Here is a 17,126-nt window from a genome sequence, read left to right as displayed (position 1 = left end):
CGGCGTTCAGCCCACCCAAGGTTCTCCACTCCGCGCAGGCCGAATTGGCGGCTCTTTCCCTCCCTGTTTCGCTTATAGCCGTACGGCAATAGCGGCGATAATTCTATTGCGCAAGAATTTGCGCAAAAATTGACGCAGACACGGAGCAGGGCATGGCGGAAGACAGCGGCGCGGAAAAGACAGAAGACGCGTCACCCAGAAGACTGGAGAAAGCGCGCGAGGAGGGCGATGTTCCCCGCTCGCGCGAACTTGCCACGTTTGCCGTCCTGATCACCGCCGGCGCCGGCCTGTGGATCACGGGCGGCAGCCTGGTCGGCCGCTTGTCGAGCGCACTCGCCTCCGGCCTGTCGCTCAACCGCGAGCAAATCTACAACCCTACCGTCCTGCTCGAGCGCATCGCCAGTGATGTCGGCGGCGTGATCCTGGCCTGCCTGCCGCTGGCGTTCGCCATCATGCTCGTGGCGCTGGCCGCGCCCTTGCTGATCGGCGGCTTCAATTTCAGCTCCAAGGCCTTCACGCCGAACTTCATGAAGCTCAATCCGATCACTGGCCTCGGCAACATGTTTTCCCCCAACGCGATGGTCGAATTCCTGAAGGCGATCGCCAAGACCCTGCTGGTGGGCAGCGTCGCCTGGCTGGTCATCATGAGCCAGAAGGAAGCCGTGCTCGGTCTCGCCGTCGAGCCGCTCGGCGCCGGCACTGGCCACGTGGCCGACCTGATGGCGCACGCTTTCCTGTTCATCGTTGGCGCGCTCGGCCTGATTGCCCTGATCGACGCTCCCTACCAGGTCTGGCATTACAACAACAAGCTCAAAATGACGCGCCAGGAGATGATCCAGGAATCGAAGGAGTCCGACGGCAATCCCCAGATCAAGGGCAAGATTCGCCAGATGCAACTGCAAATGGCGCGCAACCGCATGATGCAGAATGTGCCCACTGCCGACGTCGTAGTGACCAACCCGACCCACTACGCCGTCGCCCTGAAGTACAGCGACGGCCAGAAGGGCGCGCCGCGCGTGGTCGCCAAGGGCGCCGACGAGGTCGCGGCCAAGATCCGCGAACTGGCCAAGGAGCACAAGGTTGCGCTGCTGGAGGCGCCGGCGCTGGCCCGTGCGCTCTACAAGCATACCGAGATCGACGACGAAATCCCGGAAAAGCTGTATTCGGCGGTTGCCGAAGTGCTGGCCTATGTATTCCAGTTGCGCAATTACAGCAAGGCAGGCGGCCAGTATCCGGATCGTCCGACCAAGCTTCCGGTGCCGCCGGAGATGGACCCGCTGAACCCCGCATCACAAACGAATAACGATACGCATAACGGAGCACCTCGATGAACAGCCTCAGAATGCCGGCCTGGCTGAACGGCATCGGCGCCAGGGGCAATGCCCTGGCGGCGCCGATCCTCATCATCCTGCTGCTGGCGATGATGATCCTGCCGCTGCCGGCCTTTGTCCTCGACCTGTTCTTCAGCTTTAACATCGCGCTGTCGGTCATCGTGTTGCTGACCGCGCTGTACACGGTCAAGCCGCTCGACTTCATGGCCTTCCCGGCGATCCTGCTGGTGTCGACCATGCTGCGCCTCTCGCTCAACGTGGCGTCCACGCGCGTGGTGCTGACCGAAGGCCACACCGGCGGCGCGGCGGCCGGCAAGGTGATCGAAGCTTTCGGTCACTTCCTGATCGGCGGCAACTACACGGTCGGTATCGTCGTCTTCGTGATTCTGACCATCATCAACTTCACCGTCGTCACCAAGGGCGCGGGCCGTATCGCCGAAGTCGGCGCGCGCTTCGCCCTGGACGCGATGCCGGGCAAGCAGATGGCGATCGACGCCGACCTCAATGCCGGCATGATCACCGAGCCGGAAGCGCGCAAGCGCCGCACCGAAGTGGCGCAGGAAGCCGAGTTCTATGGCGCCATGGACGGTGCCTCGAAGTACGTCAAGGGCGACGCCGTGGCCGGCATCATGGTCACCCTGATCAACATCATCGGCGGCCTGATCGTCGGCGTGGTGCAGCACGACATGTCGGCAGGGGATGCCGCCAAGACCTACACCTTGCTCGCCATCGGTGACGGCCTGGTGGCGCAGATTCCTTCCCTGATCATCTCGATCGCGGCCGGTATGGTGGTCTCGCGCGTAGCCAACGACCAGGACATCGGCGGCCAGATGATGGGCCAATTGTTCGCGAAACCGGAAGTGCTCTACATCACGGGCGCCATCATTGCCGGCATGGGCATGATCCCTGGCATGCCGAACCTGGTGTTCCTGCTGCTGGGCGCCGTGCTGGGCGGCAGCGGCTACCTGCTGGCCAGGCGCGCCAAGTCCGCGCCGGAACGCGAGGCCGAGGCTGCTGCGCAGGAGGCGGCGGGGAGTGCCGGTGCCGCTGCCACCGCCGAGACGGAGGAAGCGACCTGGCAGGACATCATGCCGGTCGATACGCTCGGCCTGGAAGTGGGCTACCGCCTGATCCCGCTGGTCGACAAGACCCAGGGCGGCGAACTGCTCAAGCGCATCAAGGGCATCCGCAAGAAGTTCGCGCAGGAAGTGGGCTTCCTGGCCCCGCCGGTGCACATCCGCGACAACCTCGAACTCAAGCCGTCCGCCTACCGCATCACGCTCAAGGGCGTGGAAGTGGGCAGCGGCGAGGCGATCAACGGCCAGTTCCTGGCGATCGACCCGGGCATGGCCAGCGGCACGCTGCCGGGCCAGCCGACCACCGACCCGGCCTTCGGCCTGCCCGCGGTGTGGATCGAGGCCGGCCTGCGCGACGAGGCGCAGAACCTGGGCTACACGGTGGTCGACGCCGGCACCGTGGTGGCGACCCACCTGAACCACCTGATCACGACCCATGCCTCTGAGCTGCTGGGCCGCCTGGAAGTGCAGGCCTTGCTCGATCACCTGGGGAAGGAAACGCCGAAACTGGTGGAAGACCTGGTGCCGAAGGTGGTATCGCTGGCGACGCTGCAGAAGGTGCTGCAGAACCTGCTGCTCGAAGGCGTGCACATCCGCGACATGCGGACCATCATCGAGACCCTGTCCGAGCATTCGAACGGCACGCAGGATCCGGGCGAGCTCACCGCACAGGTGCGCATCGCGCTGGGCCGGGCGATCGTCCAGCAGCTGTTCCCGGGCACCAACGAACTCAGCGTGATGACGCTCGACAACCGCCTCGAGCGGCTGCTGATGCAGGCGCTCGGCGCCGGCGGCGACGGCTCCGGCATCGAGCCCGGCCTGGCCGACACCATCGCCCAGCAGGCCCATAACGCGGCCCAGCAGCAGGAGGCGATGGGCCACACCCCGGTGCTGCTGGTGCCGGCGCCTTTGCGGGTGCTGCTGTCGCGCTTCCTGCGCCGCGCGCTGCCGCAACTGAAGGTGTTGTCGCATTCGGAAATTCCGGAATCGAAGACGATTCGGGTGACCAGCCTGGTCGGGACCGGCTGACACAGGCCCTCCTGCACGGGGCAAGCTCCTTTATACTGCGGGTTTGCTGCCGGGCCGCGGCAGTTGCGCTGCCTTGCGGGCGGGTACTGAGGAGTCGTGGATGATTTTGGTAACGGGCGGGGCAGGATTCATCGGTGCGAATTTCGTGCTCGACTGGCTCGCACAATCGGATGAGCCGGTCCTGACCCTCGACAAGCTGACCTATGCGGGCAACCTCGACAACCTTTCCGGGTTGCGTGGCAAGCCCGAGCATGTTTTCGTGCGTGGCGACATCGGCGACCGTGCACTGGTCGCAGGCCTCCTGCAGCGCCACCGGCCGCGCGCCATCGTTCATTTCGCTGCCGAAAGCCATGTCGACCGGAGTATCGACGGCCCGGAAGATTTCATCCGGACGAACGTGCTCGGCACCTTTCAGTTGCTCGAGGCTGCGCGCGCGTATCACGGCAGCCTGCCCGCAGCGGAGGGGCGCCGGTTCCGCTTCCTCCACATTTCCACGGACGAGGTCTACGGTGCCTTGTCCGCCACCGATCCGGCGTTCACGGAAACCAACCGCTATCAGCCGAACAGCCCGTACTCGGCCAGCAAGGCGGCGAGCGACCACCTGGTGCGGGCCTATCACGCCACCTATGGCCTGCCGGTCCTGACCACGAATTGCTCCAACAATTACGGACCTTTCCAGTTTCCGGAAAAATTGATCCCGCTGTGTATCGAGCGCGCGCTGGCAGGGGAGAGCTTGCCGATCTACGGCGACGGCCGGCAGGTGCGCGACTGGTTGTACGTGAAGGACCACTGCACGGCCCTGCGCGGCGTCCTCGATGCCGGCATAGTGGGTGAGGTCTACAATATCGGCGGCGCCAGCGAGCGCACCAACCTCGACGTGGCCGAGGCCCTGTGCGCCATGCTCGACGAACTCCGTCCGCGTGCGGATGGCGCGCCCTACCGCAGTCAAATCCGTTTCGTCGAAGACCGCCCCGGGCACGACCGCCGCTATGCCGTCGATGCCGCCAAACTGCAGGGCGCCACCGGTTGGCGGCCGAGCGAGACCTTCGAGACCGGCCTGCGCAAGACGGTGCAGTGGTACCTGGAGAACCGCAGATGGGTCGCCAGGGTAGCCGACGGCAGTTATCGGCACCAGGCGCAGGAGTCGGGCAGCGCATGAAGATCCTTCTGACGGGCAAGGACGGACAAGTCGGTTTCGAGCTCCAGCGCGCGCTGGCGCCGCTCGGCACCGTGGTGGCCAGCGGCCGCGCCACCTGCGACCTGGCTGACGAGGCCGCCCTGCGCGCCATGGTGCGCGAGATCGGTCCCGACGTGATCGTCAACGCCGCGGCGTACACGGCCGTCGACCAGGCCGAGTCCGACCAGGCGACGGCGTTCGCCGTCAACGCCGCGGCGCCGCGCATCCTCGGCGAGGAAGCGGCGCGTTCGGGCGCACTGGTGCTGCATTTTTCGACCGATTATGTCTTCAGCGGCGAGCAGGATCGGCCCTATACCGAGCACGACACGCCGGACCCCCGCAATGTTTACGGGCTCAGCAAATACCAGGGCGAATTGGCCCTGGCCGCTGCCTGCCCTCGGCACCTGATCCTGCGGACCAGCTGGGTATTGGGGGCGCATGGCAGCAATTTTGCCAGGACCGTGTTGCGCCTGGCGACCGAACGCGACACCCTCGGGATCGTGGCCGACCAATACGGCGCCCCGACCTCGGCGGCCCTGCTGGCCGACCTGTGTGCCGACCTGCTGCGCCGGCAGGCACAAGCGTCGGCGCTCCCCCCCGGCACCTACCACGTGGCCGCGGCCGGTACCACGACCTGGTACGACTATGCGCGTTTCGTCCTGCGCCAGGCCGAACTTGCCGGCATGCAGTTGCGGGCCGGCGCCGATGCCGTGCAACCCTTGGAAACCCGGGCCTATCCGACCCCCGCAACGCGTCCGCGCAGCGCGCGTCTCGATACGCAGCGCTTTCGCTCGACCTTCGGCTTGCGCCTGCCGCCGTGGGAGGAGGGTGTTCGCCATGTACTGCAACAGATTCTCGAAAGCGGACCATGCACCAGGTAAAACGCAAGGGTCTCATCCTGGCTGGCGGAAGCGGTACACGCCTGTACCCCGTCACCCAGGCGATCAGCAAGCAGCTGATGCCCGTGTACGACAAACCGATGATTTATTATCCGCTCAGCGTGCTGATGTTGAGCGGGATTCGCGAGGTGCTGGTCATCAGCACCCCGCACGACCTGCCGCTGTTTGCACAGCTACTGGGCGACGGCAGCCGCTGGGGCATGGATATCCGGTATGCCGAACAGCCCACGCCCGATGGGTTGGCGCAAGCCTTCATCCTCGGCCGGGATTTCATCGGCGGCGCGCCCAGCGCGCTGGTTTTGGGCGACAACATTTTTTACGGGCACGACCTCGTCAAGCCGCTTGCTGCGGCGAACGCACGGATCGATACCGCCACCATCTTTGCCTATCACGTGAGCAATCCGGAGCGCTACGGCGTGGTCGAGTTCGACAAGGACCAGCGCCCGGTCAGCATCGAGGAAAAGCCCACGCTGCCGAAATCGAATTATGCGGTGACCGGCCTGTATTTCTACGATCAGCAAGCGTGCGACCTGGCGGCGGAGCTGCGTCCCTCGGCGCGGGGCGAGCTCGAGATTACCGACCTGAACCGGCGCTACCTCGAGCTCGGGCGCCTGGACGTCGAAATCATGGGCCGCGGCTATGCCTGGCTGGACACGGGCACCCACGACAGCCTGCTGGAAGCGGCCAGTTTCATCGCGACCTTGCAAAAGCGGCAGGGCCTGCAGGTCGCCTGTCCGGAAGAGATCGCCTATCGCCAGGGTTGGATCGACGCCGCGGCGCTCGAGTCGCTTGCCATGCCCCTGGCCATGAATGGCTATGGCCGTTACCTGCTGAGTATCCTGAAATGAGGCGCCCATGCCGCTGACCGTCATCCCGACCGCCATTGCCGACGTACTGGTCCTGGTGCCCCAGGTCTTCAAGGATGAGCGGGGCTCCTTCGTCGAAAGCTTCAACGCCCGAGCCTTCGCCGCCGCGACCGGCGTCGACACGCCCTTCGTGCAGGACAACCACAGCCTGTCGGGCCGCGGGGTCTTGCGCGGCCTGCATTACCAGATCTCACATCCCCAGGGAAAGCTGATCCGGGTAACCGAAGGCAGCGTGTTCGACGTTGCCGTCGACCTGCGCCGCTCGTCCCCGAGCTTCGGGCGCTGGGTGGGCGAGGTGTTAAGTGCCGAGAACGGGCGCCAGATGTGGATCCCGCCCGGCTTTGCGCACGGCTTCGTGGTCCTGGGCGAGCGCGCCCAATGCCAGTACAAGACCACCGACTACTGGCATCCCGAGCACGAGCGCACCCTGCTGTGGAACGATCCGGCGATCGGCATCGATTGGCCGATCGGATTCGCGCCGCAACTGGCGGCCAGGGATGCGGATGCGCCGCCGCTCGCCGAGGTCGAGACTTACCCGTGAGGGTCTAGGCAGTCGGGCAAACGCTCACTGTCAACCGCATTACCATCAAGCGCGCATGCAGTGGGTGAACATTCTCGACAGTCCACAGGCCCGCCTGACGGTGACGGGAGCGGCCATCCGGTAAAGGTGAGGGAATACTTCATTTTTTCTGAACTTTAGGATAAAATTCAGAAAAAATGAAATTTGGCTGGTTTATGACTCAACACTATATTGTCATGGCGGATGTTGTTCGTAGCACGTCTTATGACGGAAACGAACTGATGGGGGAATTCAAGCGGATTGTTGAGGAGTGCAATTACGCCCATAGGGATACTTTATTGTCTCCATTCACCATAACATTGGGCGATGAGTTCCAGGGGGTTGCTGCATCACTTAGTGCCGCGGTCGATTCGATACTTTTCCTAGAAGATCGTACCCTGACAGTCCAACCAGTTTTCTCGCTCCGTTACGTCCTTGTATATGGTGCAATTGACACACCAATAAATCCTACTATTGCCCATGGAATGGTTGGATCTGGACTTACAAGTGCAAGAGAAATGTTGACGAAGAAGCGACGAGGAAGACCGCGTTTCCAATTAGATTTGGGAGGGGGGGCATATACCGAAGAATTGAGGATGGTTTTTCGGCTATTAGAATTGCTCTCAACTCACTGGAAAGAGAAAGACTATATTCTGATTCGAGAACTTTTATGGGGCAGCGATGATAAGGAAGTTGCCTTGCGGTTTGGAAAGACTGCATCACAGATATGGAAGCGGAAAAAAACATTGCAGATTGAGGAATACTTAATTGCAAAAGAACTTCTAAGGCAAACCGTTAATCGTTGTGAAGGGAAATAAATGAGCGCAATTAACCCCATTGTTGGGTATTTTATAATTTTTTGTGTGGGTGAGATTTTCGCGTTTGTAGTCTTTCCGATTCTTCGTAAAACAATTATTGGCGCGCCGGTTGTGAAGAAGCCCGATATTGAGACCTTTAAAGGAATCCTGGAGCGGCTTGTGATTTTTATCGGCCTTGCTAGCGATTACTCCACTGTTCTCGTGATGTTTGGTGCCTTGAAGCTTGGGACGCGCTTGAGTGAAGAAGGAAATAAAAATATTTCGAACAACTATTTCTTGATAGGAAACTTTGTTTCAGTGTTGATTGCCATAGCCGCTACAGTTGTAGCTAAGCATTTGGTTACCTGAAGACTGTAACTGTCAATAATATTCGGCTGCCCAGTGCTCTCATCGCCCCAGCACCCTTGCATTAATAAATTTCTTGGCGAACAGATGTCGTCATAAAGAGATATGTGGTGGGGCACTGGAATGATCAAAAGACTATTTCCAAGGACATCGTTGGACGTTTGCTTTGTTCGTACGACTGGCTGGAAGTAGCCGTGGTTTCAGTTGGATACTGGAACACTCCAAGCTTTACAGAGGAGTGTTCACATAAAGCAACTACCTCGAATCCAGGACGCCGGCGGTCAAAAAGCGCTCATGTGCGAGCGATGGCCCCAGGGCGAGTCACTTCAACAGATTGCCCAGTTGTTCGAACGTGATCACTCGTGCAGGATCAATGAGACGGTCGCGGGAGAATCCGGACGAGGTAGACATTTACTGGACGAGCGCGCACGGAAAACGCTCAATTAACAAAAATCCCCGCAGCGATTCCATGAATTGTGTTGCTTGACTAGGTGAATGCACAGCCAGACAGGGGACGTATACGGGGCGCAGTCCAGGCGCAAGGATGACGGCTGTGTTCGCAGCGCCGAAGTGCGGGTGGCCGCGCATCAACGGTCGTGCGTTGAGAGGGGATCCGGTTTGCCCTCGGAGCCGGGATGCCACGGGCGTACCTGCCGCCTGGGCCTGGCTCCGGCAAGGCATGAGGCGCTGGCGCCTGCGCAGACGCAGCATCCGTCGCAAGCGGCAGGCCGACATCGACCAGGCCTTCCTCTCACCAGCCTGCTCTCCCACCTGTTGAGGGGGCTTGAACGGTGTTGTCAGGCGCTCTAAATCGAATTAGCCCACTTTCCCCATCCTTTTCGCCGGATGGTTGCTTCACGGCATCGTCAATAATCTCCACTGTAAACCGGCAATATCGTCCGGCATGAACTGAGCAGTGCGGAGAATAAGATGAATGTGAAGAAATTTACAGCGGCAACATCCCGGGAAGCCTTGCGCAAGGTGCGCGACGCGCTCGGGCCGGATGCCGTCATCCTCTCGAATCGCCCGGTCGACGGCGTGGTCGAGATCCTCGCGCTGGACAACGACGACGTCGCTTCGCTGGCGGCCCCGGCGCCCGGTTCCGAGATGGCCCAGCCGCAGCCGCGCCTCGAGCACCTGCACGCCATCGAGCCCGAGGCGCCGGCCTTCCTGAACCGCCGCAGCGCTCCCGCAGTAGCGCCCGAGCAGGTCTACGCCACGCGCCGCGCGCCGCAGCCGCAGCCGCAGCCAGAAGCGGAACCGATCGCCGAACACGGCTATGCCAACCGCCGCGCTCCTCAGCCGGAGCCGGGCTTCGACATGGCCGCGATGACCTCGATGATGTCGGCCGCGATCGCCCAGGCCAAGGAATCGGCCGCCGCCGAGATGAGCGGCATGATGAACGAACTGCGCGCCATGCGCGGCCTGATGGAAACCCAGCTGGCCGAGATGTCCTGGGGCGGCGCCCAGCAGCGCGAGCCGCAAAAGGCGGCCGTGCTGCGCGAGATGCTCGCTGCCGGCTTCTCCGCGTCGCTGGCGCGCTACCTGGTCGAGAAGATGCCGGCGAATAAGGATGCCGCCGAGGCGATGCGCTGGATTAAGACCGTGCTGGCGCGGAACCTGACCACGATGGCCGACGAAGACAACCTGCTGGACAAGGGCGGCGTGTTCGCCCTGGTCGGCCCGACCGGCGTCGGCAAGACCACCACCACCGCCAAACTGGCCGCGCGCTGCGTGATGCGCCACGGCCCGGAAAAGCTGGCCCTGATCACCACCGACGCCTACCGTATCGGCGGCCATGAGCAGCTGCGCATCTACGGCAAGATCCTCGGCGTGATGGTGCACTCGGTGAAGGACGAAGCCGACCTGCGCATCGCATTGAAAGAACTCAAGAACAAGCACACCGTCCTCATCGACACCATCGGCATGTCGCAGCGCGACCAGATGGTCACCGAACAGGTGGCGATGCTGCAGGGCTCGGGCGCCGACGTCAAACGCCTGCTGTGCCTGAACGCGACCTCGACCAACGAAACCCTGGCCGAAGTCGTGCGCGCCTACCAGGGCAGCGGACTGCACGGCTGCATCATGACCAAGCTCGACGAAGCGGCCTCGATCGGCAACGTGCTCGACGTCGTGATCCGCCAAAAACTGAATTTGCACTACATCTCGAATGGCCAGCGCGTGCCGGAAGACCTGCACCTGGCCGACCGCGCGATGCTGGTCGACCGCGCCTTCCGCAGCCGCCGCGAGGCCGCCGCCGCGTTCGACGACGCCGACCTGCCGCTGATGATGGCCGGCGCCGGCCAGCGCGACGACAGCCTGCGCGAGGTGCGCCTTGGCTAGTTTCGATTTCGACCAGGCCGAAGGCCTGCGCCGGATGCTGGCCGGTCCCAAGCCGCGCGTGGTTACTTTCCTGTCGAGCACCCCGAGCGACGACAAGGGCGCCATGCTGGTCAACCTCGGCGCCTCGCTGGCGCAGGCCGGCAACGAAGTGCTGATCGTCGACGCCACCGTGCGCGACTACGGCGTCGCGCGCCGCCTCGAGATGGAACGCCATGCCGGCCTGCTGCAGGTGGCGCGCCAGGAATGCGCCCTGAACCAGGTGGTGCAAAGCGCGCCCCAGGGCTTTTCGGTGGCGCTGCTGTCGCGCGACGGCAGCCTGCCCGGAGCCGGCAGCGACGAAGCGCGGCGCCTGGCGAAAACCTTTGATGTGCTGGTGCAAGGGCAGGGCGGCATCGTCATCGTCGACGGCGAACTCGCGCGCGACGGCAGCCTTGCGCTGCCGGCACTGGCCGATTCCGAGATCGTCGTGCAAGTCTCGACCAGCGCCACCTCGATCACCAACGCCTATGCGCTGATCAAGCGCCTGGCCCAGGAATTCGGACGGCGTCCGTTCGGCATCCTCGTCACCGGGGCCAGCGAGGCAGAGGCCAAGGTGGTTTACGCTAATATGTCGGCGGCAGCAAGTCGTTACCTTGCGGTAACGTTGAATTCGATGGGCTCGGTACCGGCCGACGAATACCTGCACCGCGCCGCGCGCCTCGGGCGTGCGGTGGTGGATGCCTTCCCGCTGGCAGGCGCCTCGGTGGCCTTCCGCGCACTGGCGGGCCGCGTTGCGATGGCGCGCATGGGCAAGCTGGAGCGCAACAGCGGATTCGAGCGTCAGAGCGGTGGCGCGCATTTTGGTTCCTGAGAAAAAAGAACAAGCATGTATACCGTCAAAGGGAAAGCGGACAAGAACCACCTGCTCACCGAGCATGCCCCGCTCGTGAAGCGCCTGGCGCACCAGATGAAGGCCAAGCTGCCGCCGTCGGTCGAGGTGGATGACCTGATCCAGGCCGGGATGATGGGTCTGCTCGACGCCATCAACCGCTACGAAGACAACCACGGTGCCCAGTTCGAGACCTATGCCGTGCTGCGCATCCGCGGCGCCATGATCGACGAGCTGCGCAGCAACGACTGGATGCCGCGCAGCACCCGCTCGACCATGAAGAAGGTCGAGTCGGCCATGACGACGCTGCAGCAGAAGCTGGGCCGTCCGCCGACCGAGACCGAGGTCGCCAAGTCGCTCGACGTCTCGCTGGCCGACTACCAGGAGATGCTGTTCGAGGGCGGCGGCCACCAGCTCGTGTATTACGAGGATTTCCACGATGACGACGGCAACGACAGTTTCCTCGACCGCTATGCGGTGGACGAGGACGACCCGCTGCGCGCCTTGCTCGACACCGACTTCCGCCAGGCCGTGATTGCCGCCATCGATGGCTTGCCGCCGCGCGAAAAGATCCTGATGGGCCTGTACTACGAGGAAGAACTGAACCTCAAGGAAATCGGCGCCGTGCTCGGCGTGTCCGAATCGCGCGTGTCGCAACTGCATACCCAGGCCGTGGCCCGCCTGCGTGCTTCGCTCAAGGAAAAGCTGTGGACTTCGCCAGCCTGATCGGCCTGGCGCTGGCGCTGGCCGGCCTGTTCGTCGGGCACACGCTCGACGGCGGGCGCTTCGCCTCGCTGTTCCAGCCGGCGGCCTTCGCCATCGTCGTGGTCGGCACCTTCGGCGCCGTGCTGCTGCAGTCGGAAGCGCGTACCTTCAAGCGCGGCATGCGCATGCTGCGCTGGGTCTTCTTCCCGCCGAAAGACACGCGCCAGCCGCGCTCGCGCGAGATCGCCCTGTGGAGCCTGTCGGTGCGGCGCGACGGCCTGCTCTCGCTCGAGCAATTCATGCGCGGCCAGGATCCGATCGTGGCAAAAGGCTTGCGCCTGGTGGTCGACGGGGTCCATCCCGACAAGATCCGCGGCCTGCTCGAAGCCGAGATCACCGCCTACGAATTCGCCGAACGCCAGGCCGCGCGCATCTGGGAAGCGGCGGCCGGCTATGCGCCGACCATCGGCATCCTGGGCGCCGTGCTGGGCCTGATCCACGTGATGGAAAACCTGTCCGATCCGGCCCGTCTCGGTTCCGGCATCGCGGTCGCGTTCGTCTCGACCGTGTACGGCGTCGGACTGGCGAACCTGTTCTTCCTGCCGGTCGGTAATAAACTGAAAGCGATTGTTTCGGACCAGGTGGTGCAGTACGACATCCTGCTCGAAGTCTTCCACGACCTGGCCAGCGGCAACCACACGCGCGTGGTCGAGGAGCGCGTGGCCAGCCTGCTGGCGCGGCGCTGATCCGCATGGGGCCGCACTGAGCATGGCGCGCAAGAAATACGACGAAGGCGGCGCCGAACAGCATGACCGCTGGCTGATCTCCTACGCCGACTTCATCACGCTCCTGTTCGCCTTCTTCGTCGTGATGTATGCGATCTCCGTCGTCAACACCGGCAAGTACCGGGTCTTGTCCGATGCCCTCGGCGAGGCCTTCGGCGCCAAGCCGGCACGTCCGCAGGCCAGCGCCACCATCGACGCGCTGCCGCTCGACAGCCTGATCGCGCGCAAGCGTGCCGAGGCGGCCAAGCGCGAGCGCGAGCGGCTCGATGCGCTGGCGCGCCGGCTGAACGCCTCGCTGACGCCGCTGGTCAAGGACGGCAAGGTACGCGTCACCCAGACCGGGCAGGGCGTCACGGTCGACATCAATGCCAGCGTGCTGTTCGAGGAAGGGCAGGCGGCGCTGGGCGGCGACGCCCGCGCCACGCTGGGGACGGTGGCGGGCCTGCTGAAGGACGAGGCACATGCGATCCAGGTCGAGGGCCATACCGACAACCTGCCGATCGCCAATTCGGCGTATCCGTCGAACTGGGAATTGTCGAGCGTGCGCGCAAGCAGCGTGGTGCGCCTGTTCATTGAGGGCGGGATCGCCGAAGGGCGCCTGACCGCGGTCGGACATGGGGCCAACCTGCCGCTGGCGCCGAATACGGACGAAGCGGGCCGCGCACGCAACCGGCGGGTGGCGGTGACGATCCTGGCGTCCGAGGGCTTGCCGCGGCAGTGAAACATTATTTCATTTTGTATGTATAAATGAAATAATATTTCTGAGTCGCAGGCGCCCATCCGCGTCGCGTCCTTGGCTTTTCCGGCTTCTGCCCGCACAATGCGGGGCACAACCATACGGAGTCGAACATGCATCGCAGACCCTTCCTTCTCGCCGCCTTCTGCAGCGCGGCGAGCCTTATGCCCGCGTTCGCGGGCGCTGCCGGAGAACCGACCGTGGACGTCAAGCACCGCATGGAGATCGACACGCCGAACGGCAAGGTCCTGGTCCAGCTGACCTTCATCAACCAGGGGCGCAGCACGGTCTGGATTCCGCGCGAGATGCTGGCGAAACAGGAATTGACGGGACGCCGTTTCGACCTGCGCGGCTTCGATAACCGGCCGGTCGACTACACGGGCAAGATGGTCAAGCGCGCGGCGCCCACCGCGGCGGACTACATGGCGCTCGAGCCTGGCAAGATGGTGATGAACACGATCGACATCACCCGGGACTACGCGTTCATGAAGGGCCGGCACACCTATAACATCGGTTATGCCGGCCCGGTCGTGGCCGATATCAGGAAGCCCGAGATCCTGGAGGAGTTTCCCGCCAGGCCGGTCTCGTTCGTCTATACCGGCCGCTAGCCACTGGCGCGGGGAATCAGTTCAGTGCCGGGGTGTTCTCGGCAAAGTACTCGTGGTTGTCGGCATTCGCCACCGCTGCGTTCGGGTCGCTGATCGCCAGGCTGGCCGCGCCGCTCTGGCCATAGACGTTGTCGTCGGTGTTGGCGACCACGTCGAAGTGGCTCATTTCATGCACCAGGGTGCCGCCCTTCGAGTCGGTGCCGGTCATCGGCGCATTCCAGAACGCCCGGCAGACGTAGATCTTGTACGGCTGGGTGGGATAGACATACGCGTAGTAGCTCTGCTTGCAGCCGCAATCGACCACGACATTCTTGTTGTCGAAGCCGTCCTTGATCGCCGTGAAGTTCGCTTTCACCTTGGCCTGGCGGGTCGAGGTGACGGTGCCGAACCACTTGGTGTAGCGCGGACCCATCGTTGTCTTGCTCATGTAGCTGACCGAGCCGTTGCTCATGGTCTGGGCCGCCGAGATCGCCGACGCCACCGTGCTCTGCTGCGAGGCGGTGCAGTTGGTGTAGCTCAGGCCTGCCGGCGAGGGCGTGGTGCCGCCGCCGCGTTTCAGTGCCTCCATGATCGGCGAGTCCGATCCACGCGGCAGGCGCCCTTCGATGTACAGCGAGGCCGAGTCGGACTCGAGCTGGCCGACCTCGGCACTGGCGGGCCCTTTATTCCCCAGGAACAGGTCGGGCGAGGCGGCGCGGTAGCGGATCGCGTAGTCGCCCGTCACGCTCAGGTCGTACAGTGCCGACAACTCGACCTTGACCGTGTGCGAGGCGCCCGGCTTCAACAGGTAATAGTCGGCCTGGGTCGGCCTGGCGCGCTTGATCAGGGCGCCGAGGTAGGGCACCTTTTCGCCGTCGCGGGTGATGTCGAACAGCGGCGCCGACATGCCCTCGAAAGGCGTGCGCCACTTCAGCACATACTGCGGAGAAGACGAGGTGTTGGTCAGGGTGACGTTGACGTGCACGTCCTCGCTGGCGCCGAGCGCCGCCTTCTCGGGCGTCACCGTCACCCGCACACCGTTCGACCCTGCCTGGGCGCCGACGGCGACGCTCAGGGCTGCAATACCGAATACCGACTTCAGGATGCTGTTCCAGCTCATGTGTCTTCTCCGTATGTGGTTGTGGCCATGTCGGCCATTCTTTTATCAACAAGTTTTCGCCTGACACTTTTAGTACGATCCAACGAAAACTTGAGTACATACTGCGCAATTCATGAGCTGGTAGCAATGCATACCGGATAGTGTCTTGCACGATTTGCAGAAATGTCACAATCGTGCAATTTTTTTAAGCGTGCGCTGGATTTCGGCAACTAAGCGTGCTAGGTGCCGTTTCCGGTTAATTCAGCGGCGGCGAGTTCTCCCCAAAATACTCGTGCGAATCGGCGTTGTTGACGGCGCGCTCGGGCGCCGTCCGCGCCATCTCGGCCGCGCCCGACTGTCCGTAGACGTGGTCGTCGGTGCCGGCGACGATGTCGAAGTGGCTCAGCTCGTGCAGCAGGGTGCCGCCCATCGAATCGGTGCCCGTCATCGCCGCCGTCCAGAAGGCCTTGCAGACGTAGATCGTGTAGGGCTGGGCCGGGTAGACATAGGCGAAATAGTCCTCGTCGCAAGCGCAGTCGACCTTGACCGGCTTGGTCTCGAAGGCGTCCTTGATCTGCGTGAAATTCTTCGTCACCCTGGCCTGGCGCGCGCCGTCGAGTGCGCCGAACCAGTTGGTGTAGCGCTGGGCCTGCTCCTTGCCGCTGGTGAGGTAGGCCAGGCCGCCACCCGCCATGGCGCTGCCGGCGGCCATGGCGCCGGCGATGGTTTCCTGCTGGGCATTCGAGCATTGGGAGTAGCTCAGGCCGCTGCCCGTAGGCGCCGCCAGGGCAGGGCTGGCCGCGCCGCGCGCCAGGCGGCCTTCGATCCAGAGGGAGGCGCTGTTCGAGCGCACCGCGCCGCCGGCCTTGGCGCTGCTGGCCAGGGCGGGGACGCGGTAGCGCACCGAATAGGCGCCGGTGACGGCCATGTCCCAGTTCGCCGACAGCTCGACGCGGGCGCTGCGGCTCTCGCCGGGTGCCAGTTCGATATGGTCGGCGTCGACGGGCGCGGCGCGCTTGACCTTGCGGCCGAGGTAGCGCACCGGCTGGCCGTCGCGGGTGATCTCGAACAGGGGCGCTTCCGGCGCCACGAAGGGCGTGCGCCATTTCAGCAGGCGCTCGGGGGTGCTGCCGGTATTGGTCAGGGTAACGGTGACCAGCACCTCGTCGCGCTTGCCATAGGCGCCGCGCTCGGGGGTGATGGTGACGGCGATATCGCCGGCAGCATGGCTGGCGACGCTGGTGGCCAGCAGCAGGGTGCAGGCGGCGATCTGGATGGGGCGTTGCATGGATTCCTCCGTCGGGTGATGACTGAGGAATACTGTGGGCGTGTTATTGTCGGCAGGACTTGCGTTGTGGCAAGAGTAGGGTGGGCACAAGTGCCCACCCTACAACAACGGCCGCATCAGCGGCCGACATCGGAGAGAGCAGCGTGCGCCTCAACCAGCCACGAAGCGCCGCGACGGGCCGTTGCCGAAGGTCTGGCCCTTGGCGCCGTACAGGCCCGGCTCGGCGCCCGCGGCCGGGGTGCGCAGCGCGCCGAGGACGGTCTGGTTGTGCGCCATCTGGCGGTTGATCAGCATGCCGTTCACGCGGTTCAGTTCTTTCGCCTCGGCGGTCTGCGCCAGCAGGCGATCCCAGGCAGAACGCGCGGCGGCGTCGGCTTGCGCCAGCCAGGGTTCCATGCCCGCTTCCGAAGCGGCGAAGCCGGCGCCGGCAAGCGCCGCATGGCGCTCGCGCGACAGTTGTGCCAGTTCCTGTACCAGCGCTGCCTTGCGAGGGGTCAGTTGTGCCAGTCCGTCCGCATCGGCCGCTACCAGGAACTGCTGTTCCTGTTTCATCAGTTCCACCAGCGCGTCGATGCGCTCGTGTTCAAGGCTGAGGGTCGTAGCGGGACTGGTCAT

The 17,126-nt window shown here is 63.7% G+C and carries 17 protein-coding genes; 14 read left to right on the top strand and 3 right to left on the bottom strand.

Annotated elements, in window-relative coordinates; genetic code table 11:
* Positions 1-152 precede the first annotated feature (152 nt).
* The 14 genes from flhB (at position 153) to ACFPAH_RS05250 (ending at position 14,145) form a co-directional block, all read left to right on the top strand.
* The gene (gene flhB, locus ACFPAH_RS05315; protein ID WP_379741740.1) at positions 153-1,331 is read left to right on the top strand and encodes a flagellar biosynthesis protein FlhB; all 1,179 of its coding nucleotides are present in this window, start codon (positions 153-155) and stop codon (positions 1,329-1,331) included.
* A complete protein-coding gene (flhA, locus tag ACFPAH_RS05310) occupies positions 1,328-3,436 on the top strand; it encodes a flagellar biosynthesis protein FlhA (protein WP_379741737.1) in 2,109 nt (702 codons plus the stop codon). Before flhB ends, flhA begins: the two co-directional genes overlap by 4 nt.
* Positions 3,437-3,536: 100 nt before the next feature.
* Positions 3,537-4,595 (top strand): dTDP-glucose 4,6-dehydratase, encoded by a 1,059-nt coding sequence (gene rfbB / locus ACFPAH_RS05305; RefSeq protein ID WP_379741734.1) that lies wholly within the window; start codon positions 3,537-3,539, stop codon positions 4,593-4,595.
* Positions 4,592-5,494 (top strand): dTDP-4-dehydrorhamnose reductase, encoded by a 903-nt coding sequence (rfbD, locus tag ACFPAH_RS05300; RefSeq protein WP_379741731.1) that lies wholly within the window; start codon positions 4,592-4,594, stop codon positions 5,492-5,494. Before rfbB ends, rfbD begins: the two co-directional genes overlap by 4 nt.
* Complete coding sequence (gene rfbA / locus ACFPAH_RS05295) at positions 5,482-6,360, top strand: glucose-1-phosphate thymidylyltransferase RfbA (RefSeq protein WP_379741728.1); 879 nt, start codon at positions 5,482-5,484, stop codon at positions 6,358-6,360. The genes rfbD and rfbA overlap by 13 nt, the downstream gene beginning before the upstream one ends.
* A gap of 7 nt (positions 6,361-6,367) precedes the next feature.
* A complete protein-coding gene (gene rfbC / locus ACFPAH_RS05290; protein WP_379741725.1) occupies positions 6,368-6,919 on the top strand; it encodes a dTDP-4-dehydrorhamnose 3,5-epimerase in 552 nt (183 codons plus the stop codon).
* 176 nt (positions 6,920-7,095) lie between these two features.
* A complete protein-coding gene (locus ACFPAH_RS05285; protein ID WP_379741722.1) occupies positions 7,096-7,755 on the top strand; it encodes a SatD family protein in 660 nt (219 codons plus the stop codon).
* Positions 7,756-8,103, top strand: a complete 348-nt coding sequence (locus tag ACFPAH_RS05280; RefSeq protein WP_379741719.1) for a hypothetical protein — start codon at positions 7,756-7,758, stop codon at positions 8,101-8,103.
* Positions 8,104-9,030: 927 nt separating this feature from the next.
* Positions 9,031-10,443, top strand: coding sequence for a flagellar biosynthesis protein FlhF (gene flhF, locus ACFPAH_RS05275; RefSeq protein ID WP_379741715.1), 1,413 nt, complete (start codon positions 9,031-9,033; stop codon positions 10,441-10,443).
* Positions 10,436-11,293 (top strand): MinD/ParA family ATP-binding protein, encoded by an 858-nt coding sequence (locus ACFPAH_RS05270; protein WP_379741712.1) that lies wholly within the window; start codon positions 10,436-10,438, stop codon positions 11,291-11,293. Before flhF ends, ACFPAH_RS05270 begins: the two co-directional genes overlap by 8 nt.
* A gap of 15 nt (positions 11,294-11,308) precedes the next feature.
* Entirely contained in the window at positions 11,309-12,037 is a 729-nt protein-coding gene (locus tag ACFPAH_RS05265; protein ID WP_379741709.1) for an RNA polymerase sigma factor FliA, read from the top strand.
* The gene (locus ACFPAH_RS05260; protein ID WP_379741706.1) at positions 12,019-12,762 is read left to right on the top strand and encodes a flagellar motor protein; all 744 of its coding nucleotides are present in this window, start codon (positions 12,019-12,021) and stop codon (positions 12,760-12,762) included. The genes ACFPAH_RS05265 and ACFPAH_RS05260 overlap by 19 nt, the downstream gene beginning before the upstream one ends.
* Before the next feature lie 22 nt (positions 12,763-12,784).
* Positions 12,785-13,522 (top strand): flagellar motor protein MotD, encoded by a 738-nt coding sequence (motD, locus tag ACFPAH_RS05255; protein WP_379741702.1) that lies wholly within the window; start codon positions 12,785-12,787, stop codon positions 13,520-13,522.
* Between the two features lie 179 nt (positions 13,523-13,701).
* Complete coding sequence (locus ACFPAH_RS05250) at positions 13,702-14,145, top strand: hypothetical protein (protein ID WP_379741699.1); 444 nt, start codon at positions 13,702-13,704, stop codon at positions 14,143-14,145.
* 16 nt (positions 14,146-14,161) lie between these two features.
* Here ACFPAH_RS05250 and ACFPAH_RS05245 read toward each other — a convergent pair whose 3' ends face one another.
* The 3 genes from ACFPAH_RS05245 to ACFPAH_RS05235 form a co-directional block, all read right to left on the bottom strand.
* Positions 14,162-15,244, bottom strand: a complete 1,083-nt coding sequence (locus tag ACFPAH_RS05245; RefSeq protein ID WP_379741696.1) for a M35 family metallo-endopeptidase — start codon at positions 15,242-15,244, stop codon at positions 14,162-14,164.
* Positions 15,245-15,479: 235 nt separating this feature from the next.
* Positions 15,480-16,511, bottom strand: coding sequence for a M35 family metallo-endopeptidase (locus ACFPAH_RS05240; protein ID WP_379741693.1), 1,032 nt, complete (start codon positions 16,509-16,511; stop codon positions 15,480-15,482).
* 150 nt (positions 16,512-16,661) lie between these two features.
* A complete protein-coding gene (locus ACFPAH_RS05235) occupies positions 16,662-17,126 on the bottom strand; it encodes a flagella synthesis protein FlgN (RefSeq protein WP_379741690.1) in 465 nt (154 codons plus the stop codon).

This window comes from Massilia sp. GCM10023247 (assembly GCF_042653325.1).
Classification (GTDB): domain Bacteria; phylum Pseudomonadota; class Gammaproteobacteria; order Burkholderiales; family Burkholderiaceae_D; genus Telluria.
Note: the sequence above shows the minus strand (reverse complement) of the source record. Positions and strands in the feature narration are given on the sequence as shown.

Coding starts and splice junctions, on each gene's coding strand:
- flhB (WP_379741740.1), top strand. CDS start 153: ATGGCGGAAGACAGCGGCGCGGAAAAGACAGAAGACGCGTCACCCAGA.
- flhA (WP_379741737.1), top strand. CDS start 1,328: ATGAACAGCCTCAGAATGCCGGCCTGGCTGAACGGCATCGGCGCCAGG.
- rfbB (WP_379741734.1), top strand. CDS start 3,537: ATGATTTTGGTAACGGGCGGGGCAGGATTCATCGGTGCGAATTTCGTG.
- rfbD (WP_379741731.1), top strand. CDS start 4,592: ATGAAGATCCTTCTGACGGGCAAGGACGGACAAGTCGGTTTCGAGCTC.
- rfbA (WP_379741728.1), top strand. CDS start 5,482: ATGCACCAGGTAAAACGCAAGGGTCTCATCCTGGCTGGCGGAAGCGGT.
- rfbC (WP_379741725.1), top strand. CDS start 6,368: ATGCCGCTGACCGTCATCCCGACCGCCATTGCCGACGTACTGGTCCTG.
- ACFPAH_RS05285 (WP_379741722.1), top strand. CDS start 7,096: ATGAAATTTGGCTGGTTTATGACTCAACACTATATTGTCATGGCGGAT.
- ACFPAH_RS05280 (WP_379741719.1), top strand. CDS start 7,756: ATGAGCGCAATTAACCCCATTGTTGGGTATTTTATAATTTTTTGTGTG.
- flhF (WP_379741715.1), top strand. CDS start 9,031: ATGAATGTGAAGAAATTTACAGCGGCAACATCCCGGGAAGCCTTGCGC.
- ACFPAH_RS05265 (WP_379741709.1), top strand. CDS start 11,309: ATGTATACCGTCAAAGGGAAAGCGGACAAGAACCACCTGCTCACCGAG.
- motD (WP_379741702.1), top strand. CDS start 12,785: ATGGCGCGCAAGAAATACGACGAAGGCGGCGCCGAACAGCATGACCGC.
- ACFPAH_RS05250 (WP_379741699.1), top strand. CDS start 13,702: ATGCCCGCGTTCGCGGGCGCTGCCGGAGAACCGACCGTGGACGTCAAG.
- ACFPAH_RS05245 (WP_379741696.1), bottom strand. CDS start 15,244: ATGAGCTGGAACAGCATCCTGAAGTCGGTATTCGGTATTGCAGCCCTG.
- ACFPAH_RS05240 (WP_379741693.1), bottom strand. CDS start 16,511: ATGCAACGCCCCATCCAGATCGCCGCCTGCACCCTGCTGCTGGCCACC.
- ACFPAH_RS05235 (WP_379741690.1), bottom strand. CDS start 17,126: ATGACCAGTCCCGCTACGACCCTCAGCCTTGAACACGAGCGCATCGAC.